This is a genomic window from Weizmannia sp. WK01 (assembly GCF_025905465.1).
In the GTDB taxonomy this organism is placed as follows: domain Bacteria; phylum Bacillota; class Bacilli; order Bacillales; family Bacillaceae_C; genus Weizmannia; species Weizmannia faecalis.
Map to the genome: position 1 here is coordinate 555,405 of NZ_CP109616.1, position 26,235 is coordinate 581,639.

Annotated in this window: 18 protein-coding genes and 1 pseudogene; 15 read left to right on the plus strand and 4 right to left on the minus strand. The window is 41.7% G+C overall.

Annotated features, from left to right (window positions below):
- Positions 1-41: 41 nt before the first annotated feature.
- Together OF158_RS02640 and OF158_RS02645 are read left to right on the plus strand one after the other, a co-directional pair.
- Positions 42-1,220: pseudogene (locus OF158_RS02640) on the plus strand (nucleotide sugar dehydrogenase).
- Between the two features lie 584 nt (positions 1,221-1,804).
- On the plus strand, positions 1,805-3,676 hold the full coding sequence (locus OF158_RS02645) for an ATP-binding protein (protein ID WP_035182564.1): 1,872 nt from the start codon (positions 1,805-1,807) through the stop codon (positions 3,674-3,676).
- Between the two features lie 111 nt (positions 3,677-3,787).
- Here the strand turns inward: OF158_RS02645 and OF158_RS02650 are convergent, their stop codons facing one another.
- Entirely contained in the window at positions 3,788-4,942 is a 1,155-nt protein-coding gene (locus OF158_RS02650) for an ROK family transcriptional regulator (protein WP_035182563.1), read from the minus strand.
- A 236-nt stretch (positions 4,943-5,178) separates the two neighbouring features.
- On the opposite strand from OF158_RS02650, the gene yicI reads away from it, so the two are divergent.
- From yicI to OF158_RS02690, 8 genes are all read left to right on the plus strand, one after another.
- A complete protein-coding gene (gene yicI / locus OF158_RS02655; protein WP_063613105.1) occupies positions 5,179-7,455 on the plus strand; it encodes an alpha-xylosidase in 2,277 nt (758 codons plus the stop codon).
- Between the two features lie 106 nt (positions 7,456-7,561).
- Positions 7,562-8,959, plus strand: a complete 1,398-nt coding sequence (locus OF158_RS02660) for an MFS transporter (protein ID WP_043052591.1) — start codon at positions 7,562-7,564, stop codon at positions 8,957-8,959.
- 59 nt (positions 8,960-9,018) lie between these two features.
- The gene (gene xylA, locus OF158_RS02665; RefSeq protein ID WP_043052519.1) at positions 9,019-10,353 is read left to right on the plus strand and encodes a xylose isomerase; all 1,335 of its coding nucleotides are present in this window, start codon (positions 9,019-9,021) and stop codon (positions 10,351-10,353) included.
- 59 nt (positions 10,354-10,412) lie between these two features.
- Complete coding sequence (gene xylB / locus OF158_RS02670) at positions 10,413-11,912, plus strand: xylulokinase (RefSeq protein ID WP_043052518.1); 1,500 nt, start codon at positions 10,413-10,415, stop codon at positions 11,910-11,912.
- A 349-nt stretch (positions 11,913-12,261) separates the two neighbouring features.
- The gene (locus OF158_RS02675) at positions 12,262-14,841 is read left to right on the plus strand and encodes an Ig-like domain-containing protein (protein WP_035182560.1); all 2,580 of its coding nucleotides are present in this window, start codon (positions 12,262-12,264) and stop codon (positions 14,839-14,841) included.
- A 259-nt stretch (positions 14,842-15,100) separates the two neighbouring features.
- Positions 15,101-15,460, plus strand: a complete 360-nt coding sequence (locus OF158_RS02680) for a helix-turn-helix domain-containing protein (RefSeq protein WP_013858322.1) — start codon at positions 15,101-15,103, stop codon at positions 15,458-15,460.
- The gene (locus tag OF158_RS02685; protein WP_013858323.1) at positions 15,453-16,211 is read left to right on the plus strand and encodes an ImmA/IrrE family metallo-endopeptidase; all 759 of its coding nucleotides are present in this window, start codon (positions 15,453-15,455) and stop codon (positions 16,209-16,211) included. Before OF158_RS02680 ends, OF158_RS02685 begins: the two co-directional genes overlap by 8 nt.
- Positions 16,208-16,849, plus strand: coding sequence for a hypothetical protein (locus OF158_RS02690; protein ID WP_017551431.1), 642 nt, complete (start codon positions 16,208-16,210; stop codon positions 16,847-16,849). The genes OF158_RS02685 and OF158_RS02690 overlap by 4 nt, the downstream gene beginning before the upstream one ends.
- 383 nt (positions 16,850-17,232) lie before the next feature.
- Here OF158_RS02690 and OF158_RS02695 read toward each other — a convergent pair whose 3' ends face one another.
- The 3 genes from OF158_RS02695 to OF158_RS02705 form a co-directional block, all read right to left on the minus strand.
- The gene (locus tag OF158_RS02695) at positions 17,233-18,582 is read right to left on the minus strand and encodes an MFS transporter (RefSeq protein WP_035182559.1); all 1,350 of its coding nucleotides are present in this window, start codon (positions 18,580-18,582) and stop codon (positions 17,233-17,235) included.
- A gap of 117 nt (positions 18,583-18,699) precedes the next feature.
- A complete protein-coding gene (locus OF158_RS02700; protein ID WP_035182558.1) occupies positions 18,700-20,238 on the minus strand; it encodes an FGGY-family carbohydrate kinase in 1,539 nt (512 codons plus the stop codon).
- A gap of 122 nt (positions 20,239-20,360) precedes the next feature.
- On the minus strand, positions 20,361-21,137 hold the full coding sequence (locus OF158_RS02705) for an SDR family oxidoreductase (RefSeq protein WP_035182557.1): 777 nt from the start codon (positions 21,135-21,137) through the stop codon (positions 20,361-20,363).
- A 244-nt stretch (positions 21,138-21,381) separates the two neighbouring features.
- Between OF158_RS02705 and OF158_RS02710 the strand changes: the two genes are divergently transcribed.
- From OF158_RS02710 to OF158_RS02730, 5 genes are all read left to right on the plus strand, one after another.
- Positions 21,382-22,506, plus strand: a complete 1,125-nt coding sequence (locus tag OF158_RS02710; protein ID WP_035182555.1) for an ROK family transcriptional regulator — start codon at positions 21,382-21,384, stop codon at positions 22,504-22,506.
- A gap of 291 nt (positions 22,507-22,797) precedes the next feature.
- Entirely contained in the window at positions 22,798-23,937 is a 1,140-nt protein-coding gene (locus OF158_RS02715) for a zinc-dependent alcohol dehydrogenase (RefSeq protein WP_035182553.1), read from the plus strand.
- Positions 23,938-24,160: 223 nt separating this feature from the next.
- Positions 24,161-24,625, plus strand: coding sequence for an NAD(P)H-dependent oxidoreductase (locus OF158_RS02720; RefSeq protein WP_235221858.1), 465 nt, complete (start codon positions 24,161-24,163; stop codon positions 24,623-24,625).
- On the plus strand, positions 24,558-24,782 hold the full coding sequence (locus OF158_RS02725; RefSeq protein WP_235221850.1) for an NAD(P)H-dependent oxidoreductase: 225 nt from the start codon (positions 24,558-24,560) through the stop codon (positions 24,780-24,782). The genes OF158_RS02720 and OF158_RS02725 overlap by 68 nt, the downstream gene beginning before the upstream one ends.
- 511 nt (positions 24,783-25,293) lie before the next feature.
- Positions 25,294-26,226 carry an alpha/beta fold hydrolase gene (locus OF158_RS02730; protein ID WP_035182551.1) on the plus strand — a complete coding sequence of 311 codons (933 nt, stop codon included), beginning with the start codon at positions 25,294-25,296 and terminating at the stop codon, positions 26,224-26,226.
- The last annotated feature ends 9 nt before the right edge of the window (positions 26,227-26,235 follow it).

Consider the following 26,235-nt stretch of genomic DNA (forward strand, 5'->3'; position numbering starts at 1 on the left):
GGAAACAGGTATGTTGTCGCCTATCTGAACAACTTTAGGAGATGTTTTCATTGACAAAAATTACAGTTGCAGGAACAGGCTATGTGGGTTTATCAAATGCAGTACTTTTGGCGCAACATAATGAAGTCATTGCGCTTGATATTCTTCAGGAAAAAGTGGATATGATCAATAACAAGCGGTCGCCTATTGTGGACCATGAAATCGAAGAGTATCTTGCAACAAAAGATTTAAATTTAGCGGCGATAACTGATAACTATCTTGCTTATAAGGATGCTGAGTATGTCATCATTTCTACCCCGACAAACTATGATCCTGAGAAAAATTATTTCAACACGAGAACAGTGGAAGCTGTAATCGCCAATGTGCTTTCAATTAATCCAAATGCCATTATGGTGATTAAATCGACTGTACCGGTTGGATATACTGAAATGATAAAAGAAAAGTTTGAGACAGACAATGTGATCTTTTCTCCTGAATTCTTACGTGAAGGCAAGGCTTTGTATGATAACTTATATCCTTCGAGAATTATAGTGGGAGAGCAATCAGAACGGGCCAAGGTTTTTGCGGGCTTATTGGCTTAAGGTGCAATTAAAGAAGACATCCCTGTATTGTACACAAATTTAACAGAAGCAGAAGCTATTAAACTATTTGCCAACACTTATCTTGCCATGCGGGTTGCGTTTTTCAATGAGTTAGACTCATATGCGGAAGTTAGGGGATTAAGCACGAAACAAATCATAGAAGGAGTCGGCCTTGATCCGAGGATCGGCAGCCATTACAATAACCCATCGTTTGGCTACGGCGGCTACTGTCTTCCTAAAGACACAAAACAACTACTCGCTAATTACGAGAACGTTCCGAACAACATCATGCAAGCCATCGTCGATGCGAACAGAACAAGAAAAGACCACATTGCCGAAATGATTATCAAGAAACACCCGAAAGTCGTCGGCATTTACCGCCTCACTATGAAAACTGACTCCGACAACTTCCGAGAATCCGCCATCCAAGGCGTCATGAAACGAATCAAAGCAAAAGGCATTGAAGTGGTCGTATACGAACCCGTCCTGCATGAAGAGAAGTTCTTTAATTCAAGGGTAGTCAATGACTTGGAAGAATTCAAAAAGGTCAGCGATGTCATAGTGGCAAACCGGTTATCAGATGATCTGCTTGATGTGGAGGAGAAGGTGTATACGAGGGATTTGTTTAGCCGGGATTGAGGGATTGTTGGGGGCCGGATCCAGCTGGAGATATGCTGAAGTATAAATGGGAGAGTACTTGTCAGAATGATAATCGGCTTACGCTCACTGAATTCAGGACACAGTACCGCAAGAGGCTATATCTTATGATTTTAAAACATGGAAATGCTTGGGCTTATTTTTTATCTGGTCATGAAATACTCTTGTCTGATAACAATTGTAAACCTTCCGATTTCGTCAAGATTTGTTAAAATATAAACTTGGAAAATTAAAGCGTATACAATGAATTTGTATGTAACTAGATACCCAATCTCGATAAAGAAAAGATTTGTATAATAGTACATTCAGTTCAAAACATTACTTTGGAAACACCTGATGATCCCTGGGCTTTTTTCACCATGGCTATGGTAAAAAAAGCGATAATTGCTGAAATATACTATCAACAATTTATTGCGATATGGATATGGTAAACGACGAAAAAATATATTAGACCTTGGTGATAAGGAGTCCTCTATTTTTGTTAGAAATTTACCCAAAATTTTTATGGAATGTCATTTTAAGATGACTATATATTGTCGCTTAGAAAATCGAAAGGAGTTCATAAAATGAAGCTGGTAAAGGTAATTCTTAAGAACTTCCGAGGGTATAATAATACAACTATAGAACTGCATCCGGATTTGAATGTATTAATAGCTGAAAATGATGTTGGCAAAAGTACAATATTGGATGCATTGAATATATTTTTCAATGATGACGCTAAAATTGATACAAGTGATTGCAATATTCACTCGGAAGATAAATTCATTGAAATTGGGGCTTGTTTTCGTCTGGAAGACAACGAGTTGGTAATATTAGATGCAACAAACCCAACCTCGTTGAAAGAAGAACATTTGTTAAATAGAGAAGATCTATTGGAAATTAGAAAAGTGATTAACGCAAGTGGAAAAACCATAACGAAAAGTAGTATTTCTGTCTATTTAAATACTTTTCAACCAACATTATTTGAAAAACCTCTTATTACATATAAACAAAGTGAGCTAAAGCAACTTCTGAACCAATATAAACTTGAGATAGAAAATTTCGATAGTATTAGCAAATCAAAAAAAGCGGATATGAGAATAGCTTTATTTTCACACTTAATAAGTGAACAAACAAGATTTGAAGAAAAACAAATAAATATAAAAGATATACAAGATGATAGCTTGAAAACTTGGGACAAGCTTCGGGATCAGTTACCATACTATACGTTATTCCAATCAGATCGAACAAATACGGATGGAGATAAAGAAGTTCAGGATCCTATGAAGGCAATAACAAAAGAAGTATTAGCAGATCTTAAAGACAAGTTAGAAGAAATTAAAAATGAAGTTGTTAGTAAGGTTGAAAAGATTGGAGAAGAGACAATTGAGAAACTGAAGGAGTTTAATGAGGAAATAGCAAATCAATTAATTACTGTACCAGAGATAAAAAGTTGGGACAGCTTGTTTAAGTTTAACCTAGATACCGATGATGGAGTGCCTCTAAATAAAAGAGGAAGTGGAGTTCGAAGGTTAATATTATTAAGCTATTTTCGTGCACAAGCAGAAAAAGATGCGATTAGAAATAACAGAAGAAACATCATTTATGCGATTGAGGAACCAGAAACATCTCAACATCCAAACTATCAAAGAATGATCATTGATTCATTAAAAACAATCTCAGAAAAAGAACAATATCAAGTCTTTATTACAACACATACTCCGGAGATAGCACAAATGGTCGAAAAAGATTCACTCATTTTATTACAGAAGGATATTGAAGGACATCCGCAAGTAGTTAAGAATGAGGACATTAAAATGCAACAGATAACAAAAACACTAGGCATTCTTCCTTCTATTCATTCAAGGGTTGTAATCTGCGTAGAAGGACCGAATGATGTGAACTTTATAAAAAATATTAACAAATTTGTTCCAGAATTTAAAGAAATAATTGATTTGGAAAATGCGGACATTAGTATTTACTATCTAGGGGGTAGTAATTTAAAAGCATGGGTAAATGAAGATCATTTCAGAAAATCTAATATCTTCGAATTTCATTTATACGATGGGGATATACCTAAATACAGAGATATAGTAAACACAATGAACGAAAAAAATGATGGGAGAAGGTTTGGTGTCGTTACGTCTCTTAGAGAAATGGAAAATTACATTCCTCCTCGCTTAATTGAAGAACAATTTGGTGTTAACTTAGACGAATATCTTTATATGTGGAATGAATTTGATATTCCTGAACACCTAAAAAAGTGTACCCTACCTCATATAACAAATATGAGGGAAAAAGAGAAAAGAATTAAGCAAATATTAAATGGGTGTTTGACAAAGAAAATAACTGCAGATTTATTAAAAGAACATGGTGTTTACGAAGAAATAGCGGGGTGGTTTCAACAGATAAAGGAAATATATGAAAGAACAAGTGGTTTAACAACAACTAGTAGATAATTATTTATCACACCGAAAATCTTGTGGATTTGCAGGATATATAAGGAAACGAGCAGCCCTCATCCGGTTATCTGGCTTACTGGGCTGCTCCTTTGTTTTTTACTGTAAATCTTAAGGCTCTAGTCGCATTCGGCTAATGTTTAAGAAGTTCATGGTTGCAAGTGCTGCGCCACCGAATAGTATTGCTTTTTCCCCAAGTATGGACTGCCTCACTTTTACTTTGTCCGCGATGAAGGAGCTGAGTTGTTGTTGTATTTTATCAGCGAATGAAGGGATGAGCCTTGAGACTTCACTGTTAATAAAGATGGTTTCAGGGTTATACAGCATTGCAATATTATTCATGGCAATTGCCATATATTGAATCATTTCATGGATTAGTTGGACAGCAGGCTGTTCCCCGTTATGGTAAGCATGGCATATGTCCGGAATAATCGCTTCTGCATTGCCTGTACGGTGGCGGTAGTGATCTAGAAGTACTTTCTCCGAACAATATTGTTCCAAGCATCCGTGATTTCCACAAGGACAGCTCAAGCCGTTTGGGACCACAACCATGTGCCCAATTTCACCGCTTAGTCCTTTTTCCCCTCTATACAATTGGTCATCTAGTATAATACCTGCACCCACACCGCTGTGGACACTTACGCTGATTATATTATGCAAAGTATCCGTACAGGCATGATCTGCAAGTGCAAGAAGATTCGCTTCATTTTCCAAAAAAACCGGTACGTCAAAATGCTCCGACAGGGCTTCAGCAATCGGGAGATCCTGCAGGTCATAATAGGGTGTAAAATAAATAGCGTTTTCAAACACCATGCCGTGAATGGCAACGGTAATCCCCGTTAAACCATAGACCGTTTCCGGCGCATGTTTCATGAAATCCGTTATGATTAACTTAAGATCGGATACAATGCTGCTCCTTGAGATGTCCCGAAACGGGTAAAGTTTTCTCTCCCAGCTCTCCCCATTCAAATAACATCCCAATATATCGATATAGTTATAGCCAAGATCAATACTGAGGACGAATCCGGCTTTTTTATTTAACTGCAGCATAATCGGCCGCCTTCCGCCTTGCACGGTACTTTCTCCGCTGCCAATTTCCTCAATGAAATGCCGGTTTAACAAATTTTTAACAATTTCCGAAACAGAAGCTTTGTTTAATCCGATTTTGTCAGAAATCTCCATCCTTGAAGAAGGTTTATGGTTGGCAATATATTCAATGATTAAGTTTTCATTTTGTTCGCGCATCGTTGGCCTGTTTAGAAACATTTTCAAGCCTCTCTTTTTTATTGTGCCTAATTGTTCAAGGAATTACCCTTGAATCTCCATTTTACCAATTCATGTCTATTTGTGAAAGGAAAAAATTGTTTAAAATTTTTCGTGAAAACGTTGACAATTTTGTTGAACGGAATTATTATGAGTTTGTTAGCTAAACAAACTAACTAGTTGGTTTGAAAGATTTAAGTATTTTCTGAGGCTGTTAAGCAAATTTGGAGGGACATCCGATGAAATTTACAAATGGCGTTTGGTTGGCAAGAGAAGGATATACGATCTCATCCCCAATCCATGTTTTTGAGGCGCAAACAGATGAAAAGAAGCTTACGGTTTTTGCACCTTTTAAGAAAGTCCAGTCAAGAGCTGACACATTAAACCTTGGAATGATGACAGTCGATATTACTTCTCCACAAGAAGATGTGTTAAGTGTGAAGCTGACTCACCATGCTGGTGGAATACAAAAAGGGCCTGAATTTCAAGTTCATCGTCAGGAAAAGAAGATACAGGTTACAGAAGATGAACACTTGATTACCGTTACGACCGGGCAGCTATCAGCCAAAATTAATAAGGGAAAATATGAACTTTCCTTTGTTGCAGGAGACCGCCTGCTGACAAAATCAGCTTATAAATCAACAGGTTACGTCTTATCCGATCAAAAAAAGGCTTATATCAAAGAAAGTCTTGATTTGAATGTAGGAGAATACATTTACGGTTTAGGCGAGCGGTTTACAAACTTTGCGAAAAATGGGCAAACAGTTGAAATATGGAATAAAGATGGCGGGACAAGCAGTGAACAGTCGTATAAAAATGTTCCATTCTTTATTAGCAATAAAGGATATGGGGTTTTTGTCAATTATCCTGGCCATGTTTCTTTTGAAATCGGTTCCGAACATGTATCGAAAACGCAGTTCAGTGTGGAAGATGAAACATTGGAATACTTCTTCATTTACGGTCCGACAATGCATGAAATCATCCGGAAGTACACAGATCTGACGGGAAAACCTGCGCTTCCACCGGCTTGGTCATTTGGCCTTTGGCTTAGCACCTCTTTTTGTACGGATTACGATGAAAAAACGGTTAATCAATTTATTGACGGGATGCATGAGCGGGGAATACCGCTTGATGTTTTTCACTTTGATTGTTTCTGGATGAAAGAATTTGAATGGTGTAATTTTGAATGGGATAAGCGTATTTTTCCTGAACCGGAAAAAATGTTACAGCGCTTAAAAGATAAAGGATTGAAAATTTGTGTATGGATCAACCCGTATATCGGGCAAAAGTCGCCGTTATTTGAGGAAGCAAAAAAAGCAGGTTATTTCATTAAACGGAAAGACGGCAGTGTATGGCAATGGGATCTATGGCAGGGCGGCCAGGGAGTCGTTGATTTTACAAATCCTGATGCACGCAAATGGTACACTTCAAAACTTGAGCGCCTACTGGACATGGGAGTGGATGCCTTTAAGACAGATTTCGGGGAAAGAATCCCGGAAGACGTAGTTTATTATGATGGTTCCAACCCAGGCAAAATGCACAATTATTATACTTATCTTTATAATAAAACGGTATTTGACCTGTTAAAAGAAAAGAAAGGCGAACAAAACGCGGTCGTTTTTGCACGTTCTGCGACTGCCGGCAGCCAGCAGTTTCCAGTGCATTGGGGCGGCGACTGCCAATCAAATTATAATTCTATGGCCGAATCATTACGTGGTGGGTTGTCGTTAATGTTATCTGGATTCAGTTTCTGGAGCCATGACATCGGCGGCTTTGAAGAAGGGGCTACACCGGATATTTATAAACGGTGGACCCAGTTTGGGTTGCTTTCCTCACACAGTCGTTATCACGGAAATGTGGAGTACCGGGTTCCGTGGATATTCGACGAGGAAGCGGTAGAGGTCACCAAGAAATTTACAAAACTGAAATACAGTTTAATGCCGTATCTCTTTAAACATGCGGTAGAAGCACACCGGTTTGGCGTTCCTGTGATGCGCCCGATGGTAATGGAATTTCAGGATGACCCGGCTGCAGTTTTGCTTGACAGGCAATATATGCTCGGAGAAAATCTATTGGTTGCCCCCATTTTTAATGAGGATGGAAATGCCGAGTACTATTTGCCTCAAGGAAAGTGGACAAACATTTTAACCGGGAAAGTTTATGAAGGCGGAAAATGGTACCATGAAAACTATGATTATATGGCATTTCCATTGCTGGCCAAGGAAAACAGCATCATTATCTGTGGACCGGAAACAGCGCATGCAGAATACGAATACGGAAAAGAACCGATTATTCATCTCTACGGTTTTGACGGCGAGGATGTAATTAAGGAAACCGTTGTTTATGAGCCGGATGGTCGCGAATCGGTTACGGTTAAAGCGGAAAATAAGAGCGGTACGGTCTATTTAACAGTAAAAGGCCCTGAAAACTATCAAGTCGTTTGGCACCCTCAACATGGAGATGCAGCAGTCATTCAAAATAGATTCCATCATGAAGAAGCCGTTCTTCATAAATAGAAAAGTCCGGCTGGGTTTATTTATCCGGCCGGCCATCTATTCTTTTAAAATGTCTCACGCAAATGATGCCGTGCATTCAATTTATTTAAAAGGAGAATGGGAAAACATGGATGCTCAAACAAAAGAAAGTTTGGATGGCAGAACGGAAAAGCTGAAGATGCCGAATTTGGTTCCTTGGAAAGAAAGAGTGAGTTATGGATTGAGTGATTTCGCCTGCAACCTTTCGTTCCAGATGGTTGGCACTTATTTGATGTATTTCTACACGGATGTCTTTGGGATTAGTGCAGCAATTGTTGGTACCTTGTTCTTGGTTGCGCGTATTGTGGATGCGTTTGATGGGCCTTTCTGGGGTATCATGATTGATCACACCCACACAAAATGGGGGAAGAGCAGACCGTATTTTCTGTGGTTTTCCATTCCTTTTGCTGTATTTTGTGTACTGGTGTTTTCCACCCCATCCATGAGCTTGACGAGTAAAATTGTATGGGCTTACATCACCTATATAGGTGTAGATATTTTGTATTCGGCTGTAAATATTCCAATCACGTCTATTCTTCCCAGCCTGACCAACAATCCGAATGAACGGGTAACATTAAGTACAATCCGTCAATTTCTTGGGACTGCAGGGGCAACGCTGGTTTCTGTTTTAACTTTGCCGATGGTGAATGCATTAGGGCATGGAAATGAGAAACAAGGTTTTTTTCTTACTTCACTCATCATCGCGATCATTGTTGTTGCCATTTTCATGATAACATTTAAAAATACGCGAGAACGGATACAAACGAAGCAATCAAAAAAATCCATCCCGATCAAAGAAGCGGTCAAAGCCCTCAAAAAAAATTGGCCATGGGCGATTATCATTTTTATTAACTTTATTTATTGGTTGGGCATGCAAACCAAATCACAAGTGACGGTCTACTTTTTCAAATACAACATGCATCATGCAGGTCTTGCTTCCCTTATTTTAGGTCTGCAAGTGATCGCTTTGGTTGCTGTTGTTGCAACGCCTGCAACGGCTAAAAAGATTGGAAAACGGAATACGATGCTAATGGGAATGATTCTGGCAATTCTGGGGCAGCTCATTCTGGGAGTCGGGGCTCATACGTTAAGCATCACCACCATTATTATTGCAACCATTGTTGGTTATCTGGGCACCGGTTATGTTTCAGGTTTAATTGCTGTCATGCTGGCAGACTCCGTTGACTATGGTGAATGGAAAAATGGAGTCCGGGCAGAGGGCATTGTGACGTCCTTCTCCAGTTTTAGCGCAAAACTTGGAATGGGACTTGGTGGTGCAATTACTGGAGCCATCTTAAGCGCCGGCGGATACATTGCAAATGCAGCGCAATCTTCAGCTGCTTTAAGGGCTATTGAAGCAAATTATGTTTGGGTTCCAATTATTGGTTTCGGCTTATCCGCTTTAGCGTTGGTTTTCTATAAAGTGGATAAAATCGAAGTAAAAATGCAACGAGATTTAGAATTAAAACATCAGGCGGAAAATTGAACATTTAAACGGATTCTGGGCAATGTAATATAATAATGATATATTAGGAGGAAACAGCAATGGCATATTTTCCAAATGTCAGCAAAATCACTTATTCCGGCAAACAATTGAAAAGCGGTCTTTCGTTTAATCATTACAATCCGAAAGAACTCGTTGGTGGAAAAACGATGGAAGAACAGCTTCGATTCTCAGTCGCATTCTGGCACACCTTTACTGAAAGCGGTACCGATCCGTTTGGCGCAGGCTCCAAGATCCGCCCGTGGGATCGCTTCACAGGCATGGATCTTGCCAAAGCAAGAGTAGAAGCAGCATTTGAATTTTTTGAAAAACTGGGCAACCCTTATTTCTGCTTTCATGACCGCGATATTGCTCCTGAAGGCGATACATTAAGGGAAACAAATAAAAATCTGGACGTTATCGTTGCCATGATTAAAGATTATATGAAAACAAGCAAAGTAAAACTCTTATGGAATACAGCCAATATGTTCACAAATCCACGTTTTGTCCACGGTGCAGCTAGCTCTTGCAACGCAGATGTTTTCGCGTACGCAGCCGCCCAAGTGAAAAAAGGGCTTGAAGTCGGGAAAGAACTGGGCGCTGAAAACTATGTATTTTGGGGCGGCCGGGAAGGCTATGAAACTTTGTTAAATACAGATTTGAAGCTGGAACAGGACAACCTGGCACGGTTCTTCCATATGGCCGTTGATTACGCGAAAGAAATCGGATTTGATGCTCAGTTCTTGCTTGAGCCGAAACCGAAAGAACCGACAAAACATCAATATGATTTTGATGCTGCTACGACTATTGCATTCTTAAAAACTTACGATTTGGTTCAACACTTCAAGCTGAATCTTGAAGCAAATCATGCCACATTGGCCGGCCATACGTTTGAACATGAAATTCGGGTTGCGCGTACCCACGGCTTGCTTGGCTCTTTGGATGCGAACCAGGGTGATCCGCTGCTCGGCTGGGATACAGATGAATTCCCGACAGATCTCTATTCCACCACGCTTGCGATGTATGAAGTATTGAAAAACGGCGGCCTTGGCAGGGGCGGATTGAACTTTGATGCGAAAACACGCCGCGCCTCGTTCACAGATGAAGATCTGTTTTACGCGCATATTGCCGGCATGGACAGCTTTGCCCTTGGATTAAAAGTGGCAAACCGGCTGATTGAAGACCGCGTATTTGATGCCTTTATCGAAAAACGGTACAGCAGCTATAAAGAAGGCATCGGCGCCGATATTGTTTCCGGCAAAGCTGATTTTAAATCACTTGAAAATTATATTCTTGATAAAAAAGAAATTATAAACCAATCTGGCCGCCTGGAACAACTGAAAAATACGCTGAACCATTATATTGTGCAAGAAGCCTATCAAAGTGTAAATGCATAAAATTCCGAACCGGCCTGCCTGGATGAAGGCCGGCCGGTTTATTCAATGGGGAGATTAAGATGAAATATGCAATCGGTGTCGATCTTGGGACAAGTTCTGTTAAAGTATTACTTGTTGACCAAAACGGACAGGTGGTTTCATCTGTTTCTAAATCCTATCCGTTAATGCAGCCGCACCCGGGTTACAGCGAACAGGATCCGGAACAGTGGGTCGAAAAAACGATTCAAGCTTTGAAAGAACTAACGGAAAAATCCGGGGTACCCCGCGATGAAATTGAAGGGCTCAGTTTTTCTGGCCAAATGCACGGGCTTGTGCTGCTGGACGAAAATCTGCAAGTCATCCGCAATGCTATTCTTTGGAACGACACAAGAACAACTGAACAATGCAAAAAAATCGATCAAGTACTGGGTGGCAAGCTGCTGGAAATTACAAAAAATCCGGCCTTAGAAGGGTTCACACTTCCGAAGATACTTTGGGTCCAGCAGTACGAACCGGAAAATTTCCGGAAAACGCGTGTCTTTCTCCTGCCAAAAGATTATCTTCGTTACCGGTTAACCGGAACGATTGGCATGGATTACTCGGATGCAGCGGGCACTCTGTTGTTAGATATCGTCAATCAATCATGGAGCACGGATATTTTGCGCACATTTGACATCCCGGCCGATATTTGCCCGCCGCTTGTTGAGACGGAAGCAGAAGTCGGCACATTATTGCCGGACATCGCTGCGACGTGCGGCCTTTCTCCTGCGACCAAAGTGTTTGCCGGTGGGGCGGACAATGCCTGCGGTGCGATCGGCGCCGGCATTTTAGAAGAAGGCAAAGCACTTTGCAGCATTGGCACATCCGGTGTATTCCTTTCATATGAATCAGACAGCAATAAAAACTTTGGCGGCAAAGTGCATCTTTTTAATCATGGACAGAAAGATGCTTACTATACAATGGGCGTTACACTTGCCGCCGGATACAGTCTGTCCTGGTTTAAGGATACATTCACAAAAGGCGAAGATTTTGCAACATTGCTGGAAGAAGCCGCGCATTCTTCGATCGGGGCAAACGGCCTGCTTTTCATGCCGTTTATTGCCGGGGAAAGAACGCCCTATGCCGATGCAAAAATCCGCGGCACTTTTACAGGCATTGACAGCTCACACACCAGGCGGGATTTTACCCGTGCAGTGATGGAAGGTATTGCCTTCTCTATCAATGAAAGCGTTGAAATTTTTCGAAACTATGGCAAGAACATCGATACCGTGATATCCATCGGCGGCGGTGCGAAAAGTGACCAGTGGCTGCAAATTCAGGCTGATATTTTTCAAGCAAAAGTCATCAAAATTCAGAATGAACAAGGTCCCGGTATGGGCGCCGCTATGATTGCAGCAAGCGGATTAGGATGGTTCTCTTCTCTCAAAGATTGTGCAGCCGCCTTTATCCGGACAGGCCGGACATTTGAGCCGATACCGAAAAACGTGAAGCGTTACCGCGATTTTTACCAGGTTTATAAAGATGTCTATCCGCATACCGTCGCGATCAATCACCAGTTGTTTGATTTAAGGGAGGAATGAGGGGGCTGCAGTAGTGCGGTGGCACCCCCTCAAAAAACATTCAATTTGCTGAACGTATCAGATGTTGGCTTTTTACCCTCATTTATCCGTTGAAACAGTTTTCAAGTGCAAAGTATTTTCTATAAAAAAAATTACATTTTAATATTCTGCTAAACCCTGGAATTTTTTCCAATTCCGGGGTTTTTGCTTATCCTATCTCCAAAAATTTAGAGGGGGAATTTGTGATAAACCCTGAACAATATTTAGAAAATATCGTAATCTTTAAACAAAGTGGTTTTCATTTCTTTTTTAATATGAAAGGGTTCTGCAAACTTGGGAGTGAGATCCACCAGATTAGGGGGGGAGTTATATGAAAAAAGTGAGATTCGTACTCTATGTATTGTTAACGTTCTCTTTGATCATTGGGTTGCCGGTAGGGGCACAGGCAAGCAGCGGGGATACGAATTACTATGAACTCATCAGCAATGAATTTCCTGATGGTTCAAACTCTGAATATACCGGTTCTTTCCGCATTAATAACGATGCTTATGCCGAAAGCAAAAAACTCAGCCCGTCCGCATATCGTATGGATTACGTGGCACCGTTTGACACAGAGAAGAACCAAAATAAAGCCCTGAAAAAAGAGACAAAGTCGATTAAAAAAGATTATGTTAAAGGCGACAGCAAATCGTTCTACGTTCAAAATACAGAAACCAGCGATTTTTCATCCATTTCTGCAACGCTTCTTTATAGCGGCGACCACGCCAACGTTTGGGTGAACAACAACGATATTACAGAGGATGAAGCAGCATTACTTGGAAAAGAATTCGATAATAAAATCTATCAATCAGATGTCGACAACTTTGGAATGCCATCTGATGTCGACCAGAATGGGAAGGTCAATATATTATGCTATGACATTCAAGATGGATTTAGTGGAAGCGGCGGTTACGTGGCTGGGTATTTTTCTCCGCGCGACCTGTATCATTACAGCTATTCCAATGAGTCGGAAATTTTCTATATTGATACCTATCCATTGATGGGCATGTCTGCTACGAAAGATGTTTCGCAAGCTTATTCTACCCTGGCGCATGAGTTTCAACATATGATTAATTTTAACCAAAAAGTATTTGTACAAGGATTGACCGATACGGATACTTGGATGGATGAGGGCCTCTCGATGGCGGCTGAACAAATTTATACCGGTGCACCGTTGAATGACCGGATCGATTACTACAATGAAGATGCGGACATTACAAAAGGCCATTCGCTTTTGTATTGGGATTATGAGGGTGACACATTGGCAAACTATTCTTTGTCATACCTGTTTATGGAGTATTTAAAGGCCCAGTGCGGACAAGGAAACACGATTTATAAGGAATTGATTAATGATCCGCATACTGATTATCAAGCAGTGCAGAATATCATCCATAAATACATTGATCCGAACCTTAGCTTCGGCCAGTTTATGACAGATTTCCGTGCCGCACTTGTCTTGAAAGAGAACACCGGCCTTTACGGATTTAAAGGGGATACTGCTTTTGACGGGCTGAAAGTAAAAACCTACAGCGGCTCCTCAATCAATATAAAAGGCGGCGGAGCCATCGTCAAAGCTTTAAGCTCCAAAGATGATTTTCAAGTTCCTTCTGACAAAGGAACCGATATCACCTATACGCTTCTTGAAAAAGGAGATGCAGGCGCTGTAACGTCCCTGTCAAAACCGTCCGTTCAAACGGTTGGGGATAATGACACAGTAGTTACCGGTACGGCAGACCCGAATGTGACTGTGAAAGTAGCGGTGAGCGGAAAGGAAATTGGTTCCAATTCTACTGATTCAAATGGAAGTTTTTCGGTCAGCATCCCTAAACAAAAAGCCGGAACAGAACTGCATGTGCATACAGAAGACGGCAAGGGCAATCAGAGTGAAGAAACCGTCGTCACTGTTCAGGACAAAACGGCTCCAGCAGCGCCGAAAGTGAATGAAGTAAGCGATGCAAGCACTGCGGTTAAAGGAACCACGGAAGCGGGGGCAAAAGTTACAGTAAAATCTGGCTCAAACATCTTAGGCACGGCAACGGCCGATAGTACTGGTGCATTTAAGGCAACCATCGCAAAACAAAAGGTGGGGACGAAGCTTGTCGTTTATGCGGAAGATGCAGCAGGGAACAAGAGCGCTGAAACAACAGTAACGGTTATTGATAAAACGGCTCCGGCAGCGCCGAAAGTGAATGAAGTAAGTGATGCAAGCACTGCGGTTACAGGAACCACAGAAGCGGGCGCGAAAGTAACAGTAAAATCTGGCTCGAAAATCTTAGGCACGGCAACGGCCGATAAAAACGGTGCATTCAAGGTAACCATCGCAAAACAAAAAGCAGGAACGACTTTGACAGCCTACGCAACAGATAAAGCGGGAAATACAAGTGCAGGCAAATCGTTCAAAGTGGAAGACAAAACAGCACCATCAGCTCCTTCCGTCAATCGGTTTGGTGATAATCAAACAACGATTACAGGTAAAGCAGAAGCCGGTGCCAAAGTGACGATTAAACGTGGCAAAACGGTGCTGGGGACAGGGACAGCAAGTAGTAAAGGCACCTTTTCAGTTAAAATCAAATCGAAGCAAAAGGCAGGAACGGTTCTAACAGCCTATGCGACAGATAAAGCGGGAAATACGGGTGCAGGCAAATCGTTTAAGGTTGTAGATAAAACCGCCCCTGGCATTCCAACAGCCGGAAAGGTCACTTACAAATCAACAACGGTTTCCGGTAAGGCGGAAAAATACGCGACGGTTTATGTTTACAACGGTAGCCATTACGTCGGAAAAGCAACGGCAAATTCAAGAGGAACCTACTCGGTGCATATGAAGAAACAAAAAAGAGGATCCACGCTGAAGATTTATGCAAAAGACAAGGCGGGGAATAAAAGCAAATACCGATATGTAAAGGTGAAGTAAGACGAAACGGCCTCCAGGTAGGGGGCCGTTTCTCCATATCCTGGAATGATAGATCGTTTTAGGTGAAAATTCTATCGCCTTCAGCTGGTGTTTTAAGCTGGGGATATTGGTCAATTATTACCAAATGCAATGAATAGTGTATTCGTATAAGGTATCCCAAACAAGGGAGATACTATGCTGCAACTTTTGTAGACGTCTACACTTTTTGCGTGGTTTTGTATATAATAAAGATATAGGAATAATTGAGGGAGTGTAATTCATGAATAAAGCCAATGAAGCGGCAATCAAAAAAGTGAGAGATTGGCTTGACACGGAAGGAAAATCCATTCAAGATCTTGCTGAGGAAGTAGGAATCAGTAAATCCTTAATGGGACATATTTTAACAGGAAAACGGCAATTTCTTCCAAACAGAATGGCTCAAGTGGCAAAAGTTATGGGGATTACCGTTGAAGAATTGTTAGCTGAAGATCGTTCAGAAAAACCTTATGTACTTTCTTTACGCGGGAAAGCCAATTCGAGGGCTGCCAAACGCCAGTTGGAAAATATGTTATTTGCAATTGAAGATTGTTTACGGATTGAGGAGATCAATCGTGCTACTGGGGAGAAACCATATGAGTAAGCTGAAGTTACAGTCGGAACAAGTTGGTGAAGCTTTCGCCGGGCAATTTTTAACTGATCATTTTGGCGCCGAAATATTTATCGGCCCGGGGATTGAGTTAAAACTTCAAGAAATATCACATGTTATTTTTCAAGATGTGCCGGACAACGAATATTTCGGCGCTACTGTAAATGTTGATTCGGAACAAGTTTTTGTGGCCATCAATACCCGGCAGCCTTTACGCATAAGATATTTTACAGTTGCACATGAATTTTGGCATTTATTAGGATACAAAGAAGTCATTAGTGAAGAAATTGACCATGAAAGAGCAGCTGACCGGTTTGCTGCAGCGGTAATGATGCCTGCCTCGCTTGTCCGTCTGCTATGGGGAAGACTGAAACAGGACTTTGGAGAAGAAAAAGCGATCATCATGATTGCTGACATGGCCGCAGCACCATACGAAGCTGTGGCAAGACGGATACTCGAATTAAAGTTATCAAAATCCCGCCGCTTGATAGCAATAAAAGAAAAAGAGTGGATTTCACTTCGTAAAGCACACCATCTCGCAAACAGCCCGCTTGATGAGCCTTTTCCCATTAAAAGCTTTAGCAAATATGAAAGCGTTATCGCTGAAGCTGTTGAAAAAAGATTATTAAATAAAGCAGAAGCATCTGGAAAATTGGCTCAAATCTCTCCGGAAACGGCGATAAGGTATCAAACGGAAACAAATCGTGAACGCACGATCTCACAGGAAGAGGAAGAAGATTTGTGAGAAGAGGGAAAGTCTTTATTGATACCAATATTATTCAACTCGCGGCTGTTTATAAAAAAAGCGATGTCATCGGGTGGATTAATCAGCTTTACGAGGATGTATACATCCATATCTCAGTTTTGAATGAACTCCTATTGAACAGATCAGTGGCGGAAAAACAAATTCATGAACAAAGGTGGCAACTTTTTGATCCGGATGATGTACAATGTCTTTCTCACGATGAATTTGAAATATATCGTTACTATGAACGATATATTGGAGAGAGCTTTAAGAGGCTTTATGAAAAAAAGAGAAATCTTGGAATGATACTTAAAAGCACAAGCAATCTTGGTGAAATTCACACATTGGCTGCTGCAATGTTATTGCAAGCTAGAATCATTTGCAGCAATGATTATGAGATACGAGAAATTATCCATGATGAAGAAATATGCACAGCAGCCAGTGAATACGATACCCCCGAGCTCATTATACAAGATACACTTGAAGATTTTTGTTTTTTTTGCGTACAACACAAAGTTGCAACCAAAAAGGAAGTGAGGCAACTCTTTAAAGTAGCTAATGCTGAAGATAACGAACCTAAGCGCCAAAGAAAGCTAAATGCTTTAAATGCAAGATTGAATGAACTGTCCGATTCATGAACTAGGGTTTGCTGAACGGATCTGATTTTAGCTTACATCCCATTTGTCAGCAAGCTCTGCCTTAATATATAAAAGAATACATCGGCGAAAATACTTGGTTATTCTTTATGCATTCAATCAGCTTTCAAATGCAAAGTTCTTTTAGTATTTTCTATATAACCCTTGCATTGAATATTTACTAAAGCCCTTCAAGTTTTTGCTAAGTCTAAGAGAATGTAAAATATTTTGTGTAAATGAATAAGTGAAGGTGAACTAGGGCGAAGCGGCCTCCGATAATGGGGGCCGCCCCAGTACAGATAAATCAATATGCGTGGTCTTGTGCCCTGTAACTGCTTGAAAATATCCCCCTTTGAAAATGAGGGGGATATAGAAGAAAAACCGGGTTATACTGTTTCTGCCGATTGAGAGTTAAAGATTTGACGGCGGCGTTCCAGTTCGATACTCATTTTTTCCCGTTGTTGATCCAATTTATAGAAGCAGGTCGTGATGCCGATAAGCAGGCAGATCAACATGGGAATCCATATAAATGAAGCTTCGATATATTTTAAAGCAGTCGGGGTTTGTGTTGCGTTCGGTACATAGCCGCCCATTTTTAAGAATATCCCGATCAGCGCGCTTGCCAGTCCCATGCTTAATTTCACACAAAAGCCCTGGAAAGCAGCAATCATACCGGATATGCTTCTTTTTTTCTGATACTCCGAGTAGTCGATGACATCTGGTTGGATGGCAAATGTTGTCCCAAAAATGCCGTATATGCCGAGACCCGTTACGGCTAATCCGGCAATCAGTATAACTGGGAATGCGCTTCCAAAGTAGATCATCAAATCGCCGATAATGTAAATCGCTGTGCTTAACAGCAAGCAAGCCTTTTTTGATATTTTTTTCTGTAAAAATGGAAGAACAAGCAGCATGGGCAGGCCGGACAAAATACCGAAAAGCCCTACAAAAGTTAACCAGCTGGAACGGCCCAGATTATAGGTAAAATAATAGATAACCGTGGTATTACGGATCACAAATAATGCAAAGTAAAGAAAGTTTAAGATAAAGAACAGGATGCTCTGGCCGGTTAATCCTTTTAGATCCTCCAAAAACGAATGTTTTTCCTGTTTGACAGCCGGGGGTACAACTTCCTCTGTGTTCATAAAGGTAATCACAAATATCAATAAGGCGAGAACAGCATATAACGACATCGTAATGAGAAAACCTTTTTGTGTGCTTCCTTGCCCGAACAGGTTTACAAGTGGCGTTGTAATGGACATCACCAATGCTGTTCCCAATAAAGCGCAAATCATTCTGGTCGTTACAAGCCAGTTTCGTTCATGCACGTCTGAAGTCAGTCTTGGAACGATCGTGTTTAACGGAATATTGACAACGGTATATGCGATATTCAGCAAAGTAAACGTCACATATGCCCAGACCAATTTTCCAGTCATTCCGGTAGCCGGCACGATAAACGTAAGGATGGTAAAAACAGTAAAAGGAACAGCTCCGATGATAAAATAAGGCCTCCCCTGGCCCCATCTCGTATGGGTCCGGTCAACGATCAATCCCATTCCGGTATCCGCAAATGCATCGATAATTTTCGTGACGAGCATCAATGTGCCGGCAGCGGCTGCTGTAATGCCAAAGACGTCCGTATAGAAAAACATCAGATAAGATGCCATTGTCCCGAACACAAGGTTACAACCTAAATCTCCTACACCATACCCCATTCTTTTTTTCCATTTCTCCATTTAACTCACATCCCCTTTTTTGAATTTCCGTTGGGCCGCTGTATCGTAATGGCGCCACAACTGGACATGATGGCGAGGCTGGAAAACCAGCCAATAAGCAAATCATGTCCGCTCTGTCTATCTTGTTGGTGATTCAACAAGGCGGGATATCGCTTTCATATCTTGTTTTAAATGTTGATAGGCAGATTGATAAACTTGATAGCAGGCGTTATATTTTTCATGGTTTTCCGGATTTGGCAGGATCTTTTCATCTAATACCTGCCATTTTTTTACGTCGCCGTAACTTAAAAGCCCTGTTCCGATTCCGGCAAGAATGACATCCCCCATATTGGCTTCCACATCATGGAGCGGGCAAATGACAGGATAGCCGGTTACGTCCGCAAAAATTTGCCGCCAGACTTTGGATTTTGTTACGCCGCCGGCAATGTAGATGGCATTCCCCACGTTTTCACCGGTTGCTTCCATGGCATTTCTTAAAGAATAGGCAACCGCCTCTAAGAATGCACGATAAAGATGCGCTTTTGTATGGGCAAGCGAGAGCCCGATAATGGTGCCCTTGGCATCTGAATCCCATATTGGGGCTCTTTCCCCCATAAAATACGGAAGGACGATAAGGCCATTACTGCCGGCAGGAATTTTCGATGCCTGTTCATTTAAAATATCATAAGCATTTCTGCCGCCATGTTTCTCTGCTTCCAATTCAAACTGGCACAGGGTTTGCTTGAACCATTTGACAATCGCGCCTGCCGTATTGGCTCCTGCGAAACAATACGATAATCGTTTGGCGTCATATAAATAAGGCCAGACAATCAAACCTTTTCCTTTCGCAGGCTGGTCGGAGATAAGTGCAGCACACATCGAAGTGCCGATAGAAGCGGCGTAAATGCCAGATTCCAATACCCCCAGCCCGATGTTTGCAGCGCCGCAGTCGATTCCGCCGGCAATGACGGGCATACCTTCAGAAAGCCCCAGTTCTTCTGCTGCTTTTTTCGTCAATCCGCCAACGATATCCGTTGACTCTACAATCCTTTGCGGCATCATCGACATGGGAATTCCCATTTGATCCATTAATGTTTTGGACCATGTCCTTGTATTCATGTCAAAGATTCCGCCAATATTGCCTGCCGAGGAATAGTCAATCGCAATTTCACCAGTCAAATGATAGATGACGTAATCGTTAGGCGGAAGAAAGAGTTTCGTTTTTTTCCAGTTTTCCGGTTCATGGCGCTTCATCCATAAAATTTTTGTGTAGCCGTAATATGGATCTGCCCCGTTATAAGTGATTTCCTGCAAGTTTTCTTCCCCGATATGCTCGAGCACCCATTTCGTTTCTTCATCAGCTCTCCTGTCCATCCAGATCATGCAAGGCCTTACAGGTTTCATGTTTTCATCCAGCGGTATGCCGGAACCTCCGTAAAGCCCGCTGATTGCAATCCCGGCAATCTTTTCTTTTGAAATGCCGGATTTTTGCACCGTGTTGCGGATAGAGGTTTTGGCTGCATCTAGCCATACGTCCGGCCACTGCTCTGCCCATAGAGGCCTCGGGGTGATAATGTCATATTCTTGCAAGTCCTGGGCAATCAGATGGCCTTCTGTATCCATCAGTACTGTCTTTGTTCCTGAAGTTCCAATGTCTGTCCCTAGTAAATAGTTCATTAAATAAGCTCCTCGTATAATAAATTTCAAATCCAAAGTTGATGTCAATTTCCAGTTCGTTTTGCTCATTGACAAGTGAATATAAGGTTTTTATTCCGGGCGAGCTCGTAATGATAGAATCATTAGATACAAGTGAAGGCACCATCTACAACAAAATCAGCACCGGTTGTAAATGTGCTCGTGTCACCTGCAAGGTATACACAAATGGATTGCAATTCTTCCGGTTTTCCCATCCGGTGAAGCGGGGCCATCTTGTTCCACTGTTCAATTAAAGGCTTCAGGCTTGGGGAATTTAATGTCAGTTCTGTGCCCATATATCCCGGGCTGATACAGTTGACCCGCACATTCTTGTCCGCCCATTCGACAGCCAGTGATTTCGTCAATTGAATAACGCCTGCTTTAGAAGCATTGTAGGAGCATTGCGGCTGCGGTACGTTGACAATATGTCCGGACATGGAGGCTGTATTGATAATCGAACCGCCACCTTGTTGAATCATCACTTTGCCGGCTGCCTGTGCGGTTAAAAAGATCCCTGTAAGGTTTACATCTATGACTTTTTTCCATTGTTCGAAGGTCATTTCTTCAGCCGGGACATTCAGGCAAATCCCTGCATTGCAAAACGCAACATCAATCCGTCCGAATGCATCCAATATTTTTGTGGTCGTTGCCTTTACATCTCTGGGTTTTGTCACATCGGCTTGTACTGCAATGGCCTGGACCGGATGATTTTCTTGCAGTTCTCTGGCGGTTTTTTCTGCTTCTTTTAAATCCACGTCAACAATTGCAATGTCTGCACCCGCTTCAGCAAAAGCAGTGGCAACGCTTTTACCAATCCCTCTTGCACCGCCTGTTACGAAAATCTTTTTTCCATCCAATCTCATTTTCTCGATTATTCCCATTTCGCTTACTCCCCTTTGATAAGTTATTTTATAAAATCATTTTATAAAACTTGTTTATATAATAAAACGCTTTTATGGGAGTGTCAACAGAAAGCGCTTAAAAAACTTCGACCAAAATATTTTAGAAGATTTGAAAAAATTGTCTGTATGATGCCATTCCTAAGTTGTGAGGCATTAGTCTGTATGTTATAGTGAATTTAAACAACTGTTTTTATAAATCGTATTTATATAATGGGGTCATCACATGGCGAATAGCATGACATTGAAAGATATAAAAAAGAATAATTATTCCTTAATCTATCACTTGATTTATCAGCACAAAAAACTTTCCAAACAAGAAATTGCGAATATGCTTCATTTAAGTCTGCCAACCGTTAGCCAGCATTTGACGCAGTTGGAGAAGAAGAATCTAATTCAAAAAAGCGGATACTTCGAATCTTCTGTTGGCAGACGGGCTGCGGCATATACCGTATGTCAACAGGCGCGTATTGGGATCGGAGTTGAAATCCAAAAAGAGAAAGTCCGCATTTTGGCGGTTGATTTACGAGGCACAGTCTTTCAGCAAAAAGAGCTGTATCTGACTTATGCAAATGACGACCATTATTTCAAACAAGTTAGCCAGGAAGTACAGGCATTTATCGATCATTTTGATTTTAAGAAAGAGCAAGTGCTGGGAATTGGATTTGCAGTACAGGCCCTGACTTCTAACGACGGAGAAAAAATTGTGTACGGCAAAATATTGGATTGTACAGGATTGGATATCCATGTTTTTGCCCGGCATCTTGACTATCCTTGCAAGTTCTTGCATGATGCAAAATGTGCGGCTACAACAGAGCTTTGGATGAGAAAAGACATTGGAGATGCAGTATATTTATCGATCGGGACGCATCTTGGCGGGGCGATTATTATCAATGACCAAATTTATATGGGGAAAGATGGGCACAGCGGGACTGTCGAACATATGACAATTGATCCGAATGGTTCTTTGTGTTACTGCGGGAAAAGAGGCTGCATGGAAACGCTCTGTTCCATCCATGCACTATTAAAAAAAGAAGAATCCTTGGCATTTTTCTTCCAGCAAGTTCGTTCAGGGGTGCCTTCCTATGTGGAGAGATGGCATACTTTTATAGAACATCTGGCTTTTTCCATTAATAATATTCGCCTTGTAATCAACCGGGATTTTATTTTAGGCGGGCATATTTCCCCGTATTTAAAAGATGAAGATTTACAAATTCTCCATGAAAAGGTAAATGAGAAGACAGCTTTTCCAAGTGAAGAACCGTTTATTTTTATTAGCCGTTCCAATGAAGACGGTGTGCCGGTTGGTGCTGCCATTCCGTTTATCCAATCGTTTCTGGACAGTATTTAATACAGGCGGCAAATCAAAAACCATATTGAAAATTCAAGATGAAACGGCCTCCAGGTAGGGGGCCCTTTTTAGTATGGAAAAAATATACTTGTGCCTCTTGTGCCCCCTATACAGAAAACTTAGGCCCTGTACAGATTCAACCTTGGATGTCAAATGTTGTCCCGAAAATGCCGTATTTCCAAGACCGGTTAGATAATCGGGAATCCGTTTCCAACTTGATAAAAATCTCTTGATATACATAAGAATGAAAGAACATGGGTATAGGTCTGTATATAAAAGGAGGTTATGGCAGTGAAGGCAGTTACGTTTCAAGGTGCGAAAGACATACAGGTAAAAGAAGTTGATGATCCGTCATTAAAAAAGCGGGATGATATTTTAGTCAGAATTACCTCAACGGCCATTTGCGGATCTGATTTGCATATTTATAACGGAGCTTTGCCGGCGCGCCCGGGATTTGTGATCGGGCATGAACCGATGGGAATCGTTGAAGAGGTCGGCTCGGAAGTCACAAAAGTAAAAAAAGGCGACCGGGTTGTGCTGCCGTTTACGGTTTCGTGCGGGCATTGCTATTACTGCCAGCACGGGATGGAGTCCCAGTGTGACAACTCGAATCCGAATGAAGAGGTCGACACAGGCGGTTTATTTGGTTATACAGAGCGGTACGGAGATATTCCGGGCGGGCAGGCTGAGTACCTGCGTGTACCGTTCGGCAATCAAATGCCGTTTGTGATTCCTGAATCTTGTGAGTTGGAAGACGAGGCACTGCTGTTTTTGTCGGATGTGCTTCCAACGGCATACTGGAGTGTTGAAAATTCCGGTGTGAAACAGGGGGACACGGTCGTTGTGCTCGGCTGCGGGCCAATCGGCTTGATGACCCAGAAATTTGCATGGCTGAACGGGGCCAGTAGGGTGATTGCAGTTGACCATGTGCCCTACCGGTTAAAGCATGCCAAAAAAATGAATAGAGTCGAAGTGTATAATTTTAAAGAATACAATGAAATGGGAAAGTATTTACGTGAGATTACCAATGGCGGGGCTGATGTGGCGATCGATTGCGTCGGCATGGACGGAAAAAAATCCGCGGTTGAAAAGATCGAGCAAAAGCTGAAGCTGCAGGGCGGCACAATCAGCGCAATTCAAATTGCGATGGAAGCGGTCAGGAAGTTTGGCACTATCCAGCTGACAGGGGTATACGGTTCGGTTTACAATGCATTCCCGCTTGGCAGGCTGTTCGAACGCAATATCACCCTGAAAATGGGACAGGCGCCGGCTAAACACCTGATGCCGAAACTCTTTAAAGACATCACAGAGAAAAAGTTTGACCCAACTGAAATCATTACCCATAAAATTTCGCTGGATAAAGCAAGCGAGGCCTATCAATTGTTCAGTGATCATAAAGATGGTTGCATTAAAGTCGTATTAAAACCCTAAAAAATGCCGGCTCCGTATGTTTTCTTAAAAGCGGGGCCGGCATTTTTTTGGGATGCCTGTCAGCGCCCGATTTTGCCGGCAGTTGCCATCAGAACAAGGCCCCAATTAGAAAAGGTATTCATGTCGTACTCCGTGTGAGTGCGTGGATGAAATAAATAAATAGATTGAATTTGAAGGCGCTTACCCATAAAATAATAGTAAAACATGTAAAGGAGCCTCAAAAATGTCGAAAGTATTGGTTGTAAAAGCCCATCCGTTTTCCGAAGAATATTCGCGAACAATGAAAGTGACGAATGTTTTTTTAAAGTCTTACCGGGAGCATCATCCAGACGATGAAATAGAAGAAATCAATTTGTATGATATCACCATTCCTGAAATTGACAGGGACCTGTTGGAAGCGTGGAATAAATTAAAACAAAAGGTTCCTTTTTACGCATTATCAATTGAACAGCAACACAAAGTGACGCTGTTTGATTCTTTTACTGCAAGTTTTTTGGAAAAGGATAAAGTGGTCATTGCAAATCCTTTGTGGAATTTAAGCGTGCCAACTCGTTTAAAAGCTTGGATTGATACCATTACAGTGGCAGGGAAAACCTTCAAATACACAGACCAGGGATCTGTTGGTTTATTGGAAGGAAAAAAAAGCACTGCACATTCAATCAAGCGGAAGTGTCTACAACGGCAGTGACCCTGCAAGCCAATATGTAAAAACGTTATTCACTTTCTTGGGCTTTAAAGATTTTCAACAATTATTTGTTGAGGGAATGGACCACTTTCCTGAACGGGCTGAAGAAATTATGGAGGAAGCTATCAAAAAGGCGGTTGAAATAGGGAAAACATTTTAATGGTTATTTGGCTTGCTAAATACCAGGATCTGGCAAGGATTCTGATCACTCTTCCTGAAAGCTGAACCAATATATAGAGCAGCTGAATCATGCATTTTCATAAGTGCATGATTCTGTAAAGGTGGGGCAGGTTATGCGGGAAAATCGGATTCGTTCAGCAACCCGGTAAAAGTACGGGAAAGAAGAATTTTTATGTTTTTTTCAATTATGCCAGAGGCTCAGGGTATCTTTTCATTTTGAGCAAATGTTAATTTTTATAAGCACGATTGAAAATTGTTTAAATGGAAATGTTTTTTGAAACAAAAGACATAAAGGTTTTATTAGATGCCCATGTCGTAGTGAACGCGCGGCATCAATAGAAAAATGAAAATCAGCCGGTGCATATTATTAGAGTTAGGGAAATGGAATTTTAGACCAAAAAATTTTGTAAGTCAAACCCAGTAGTATGTTGCTAATATTTTAAAAGCTTGATAAAAAGAAATTTAATGAGATGAGCAAAGGAGGGATTGGTTTGGCTTTTCAAGAGTTGAGTTTTCAATCATTTAACGGAAAAGACAACGTAAAAGCTTGGATTTACACACCGATCCGTAAACCGCGCGGGATTGTCCAGGTCGTCCACGGTTTTGGTGAACATTCACGGCGGTATTTACATATGATTTTAAAGTTTAATGAGGCTGGTTTTGTCGTTGCTGCAGATGATCATGTCGGCCATGGAAAGACAGCGTATGATTCCGGCAACTGGGGAGACTGGGGAGATAAAGGTTATATGACGATGGCGGAGGACGAGCATACGCTTCGAAAGATTGTACAGGAACAATATCCTGATTTGCCTTATTTCATGTTTGGGCACAGTATGGGGTCCATGATTGCCAGGGGTTATGCGGCTACTCACGGTGCTGGCTTGTCCGGTTTAATTCTGTGCGGGACTTCAGGCAGGTTCCCGAATGCAAGCAAACTGCTCCCTGTTTTGAAGAACCTGATCGATGATGGCAAGGGGCAAGAAACCGATCCTTCTTATTTGGAAGAACTGATGGGCTGGATGACGGAACGGATTGAACAACCGAAAACGCCAAACGACTGGATAAGTTCCGACCCGGATATTGTGGCAGACCACGCAAACGATCCGTTTAATAATTTTTCAACTCCGCCAAATATACGCTCACTCTACTATTTTGTCCAGATGATGGAGACGATTGTTGGAACGGAGTGGGCAGAAAAGGTGCCGGTATCGATTCCTGTTTATAACATTGCCGGTGACCAGGATCCGGTGGGACAATATGGGGAAGGGGTATATGCTGTATCGAACTGGCTTGTTCAAACCGGACATCACGTAAAAACAAAAGTTTATCCCGGACACCGGCATGAAATTCACAATGACCGGGATATCCGGGATGAAGTGGAAGAGGGCATCATCAGCTTTATCAACGGGATCATCGTAAAATGACGAGAACGG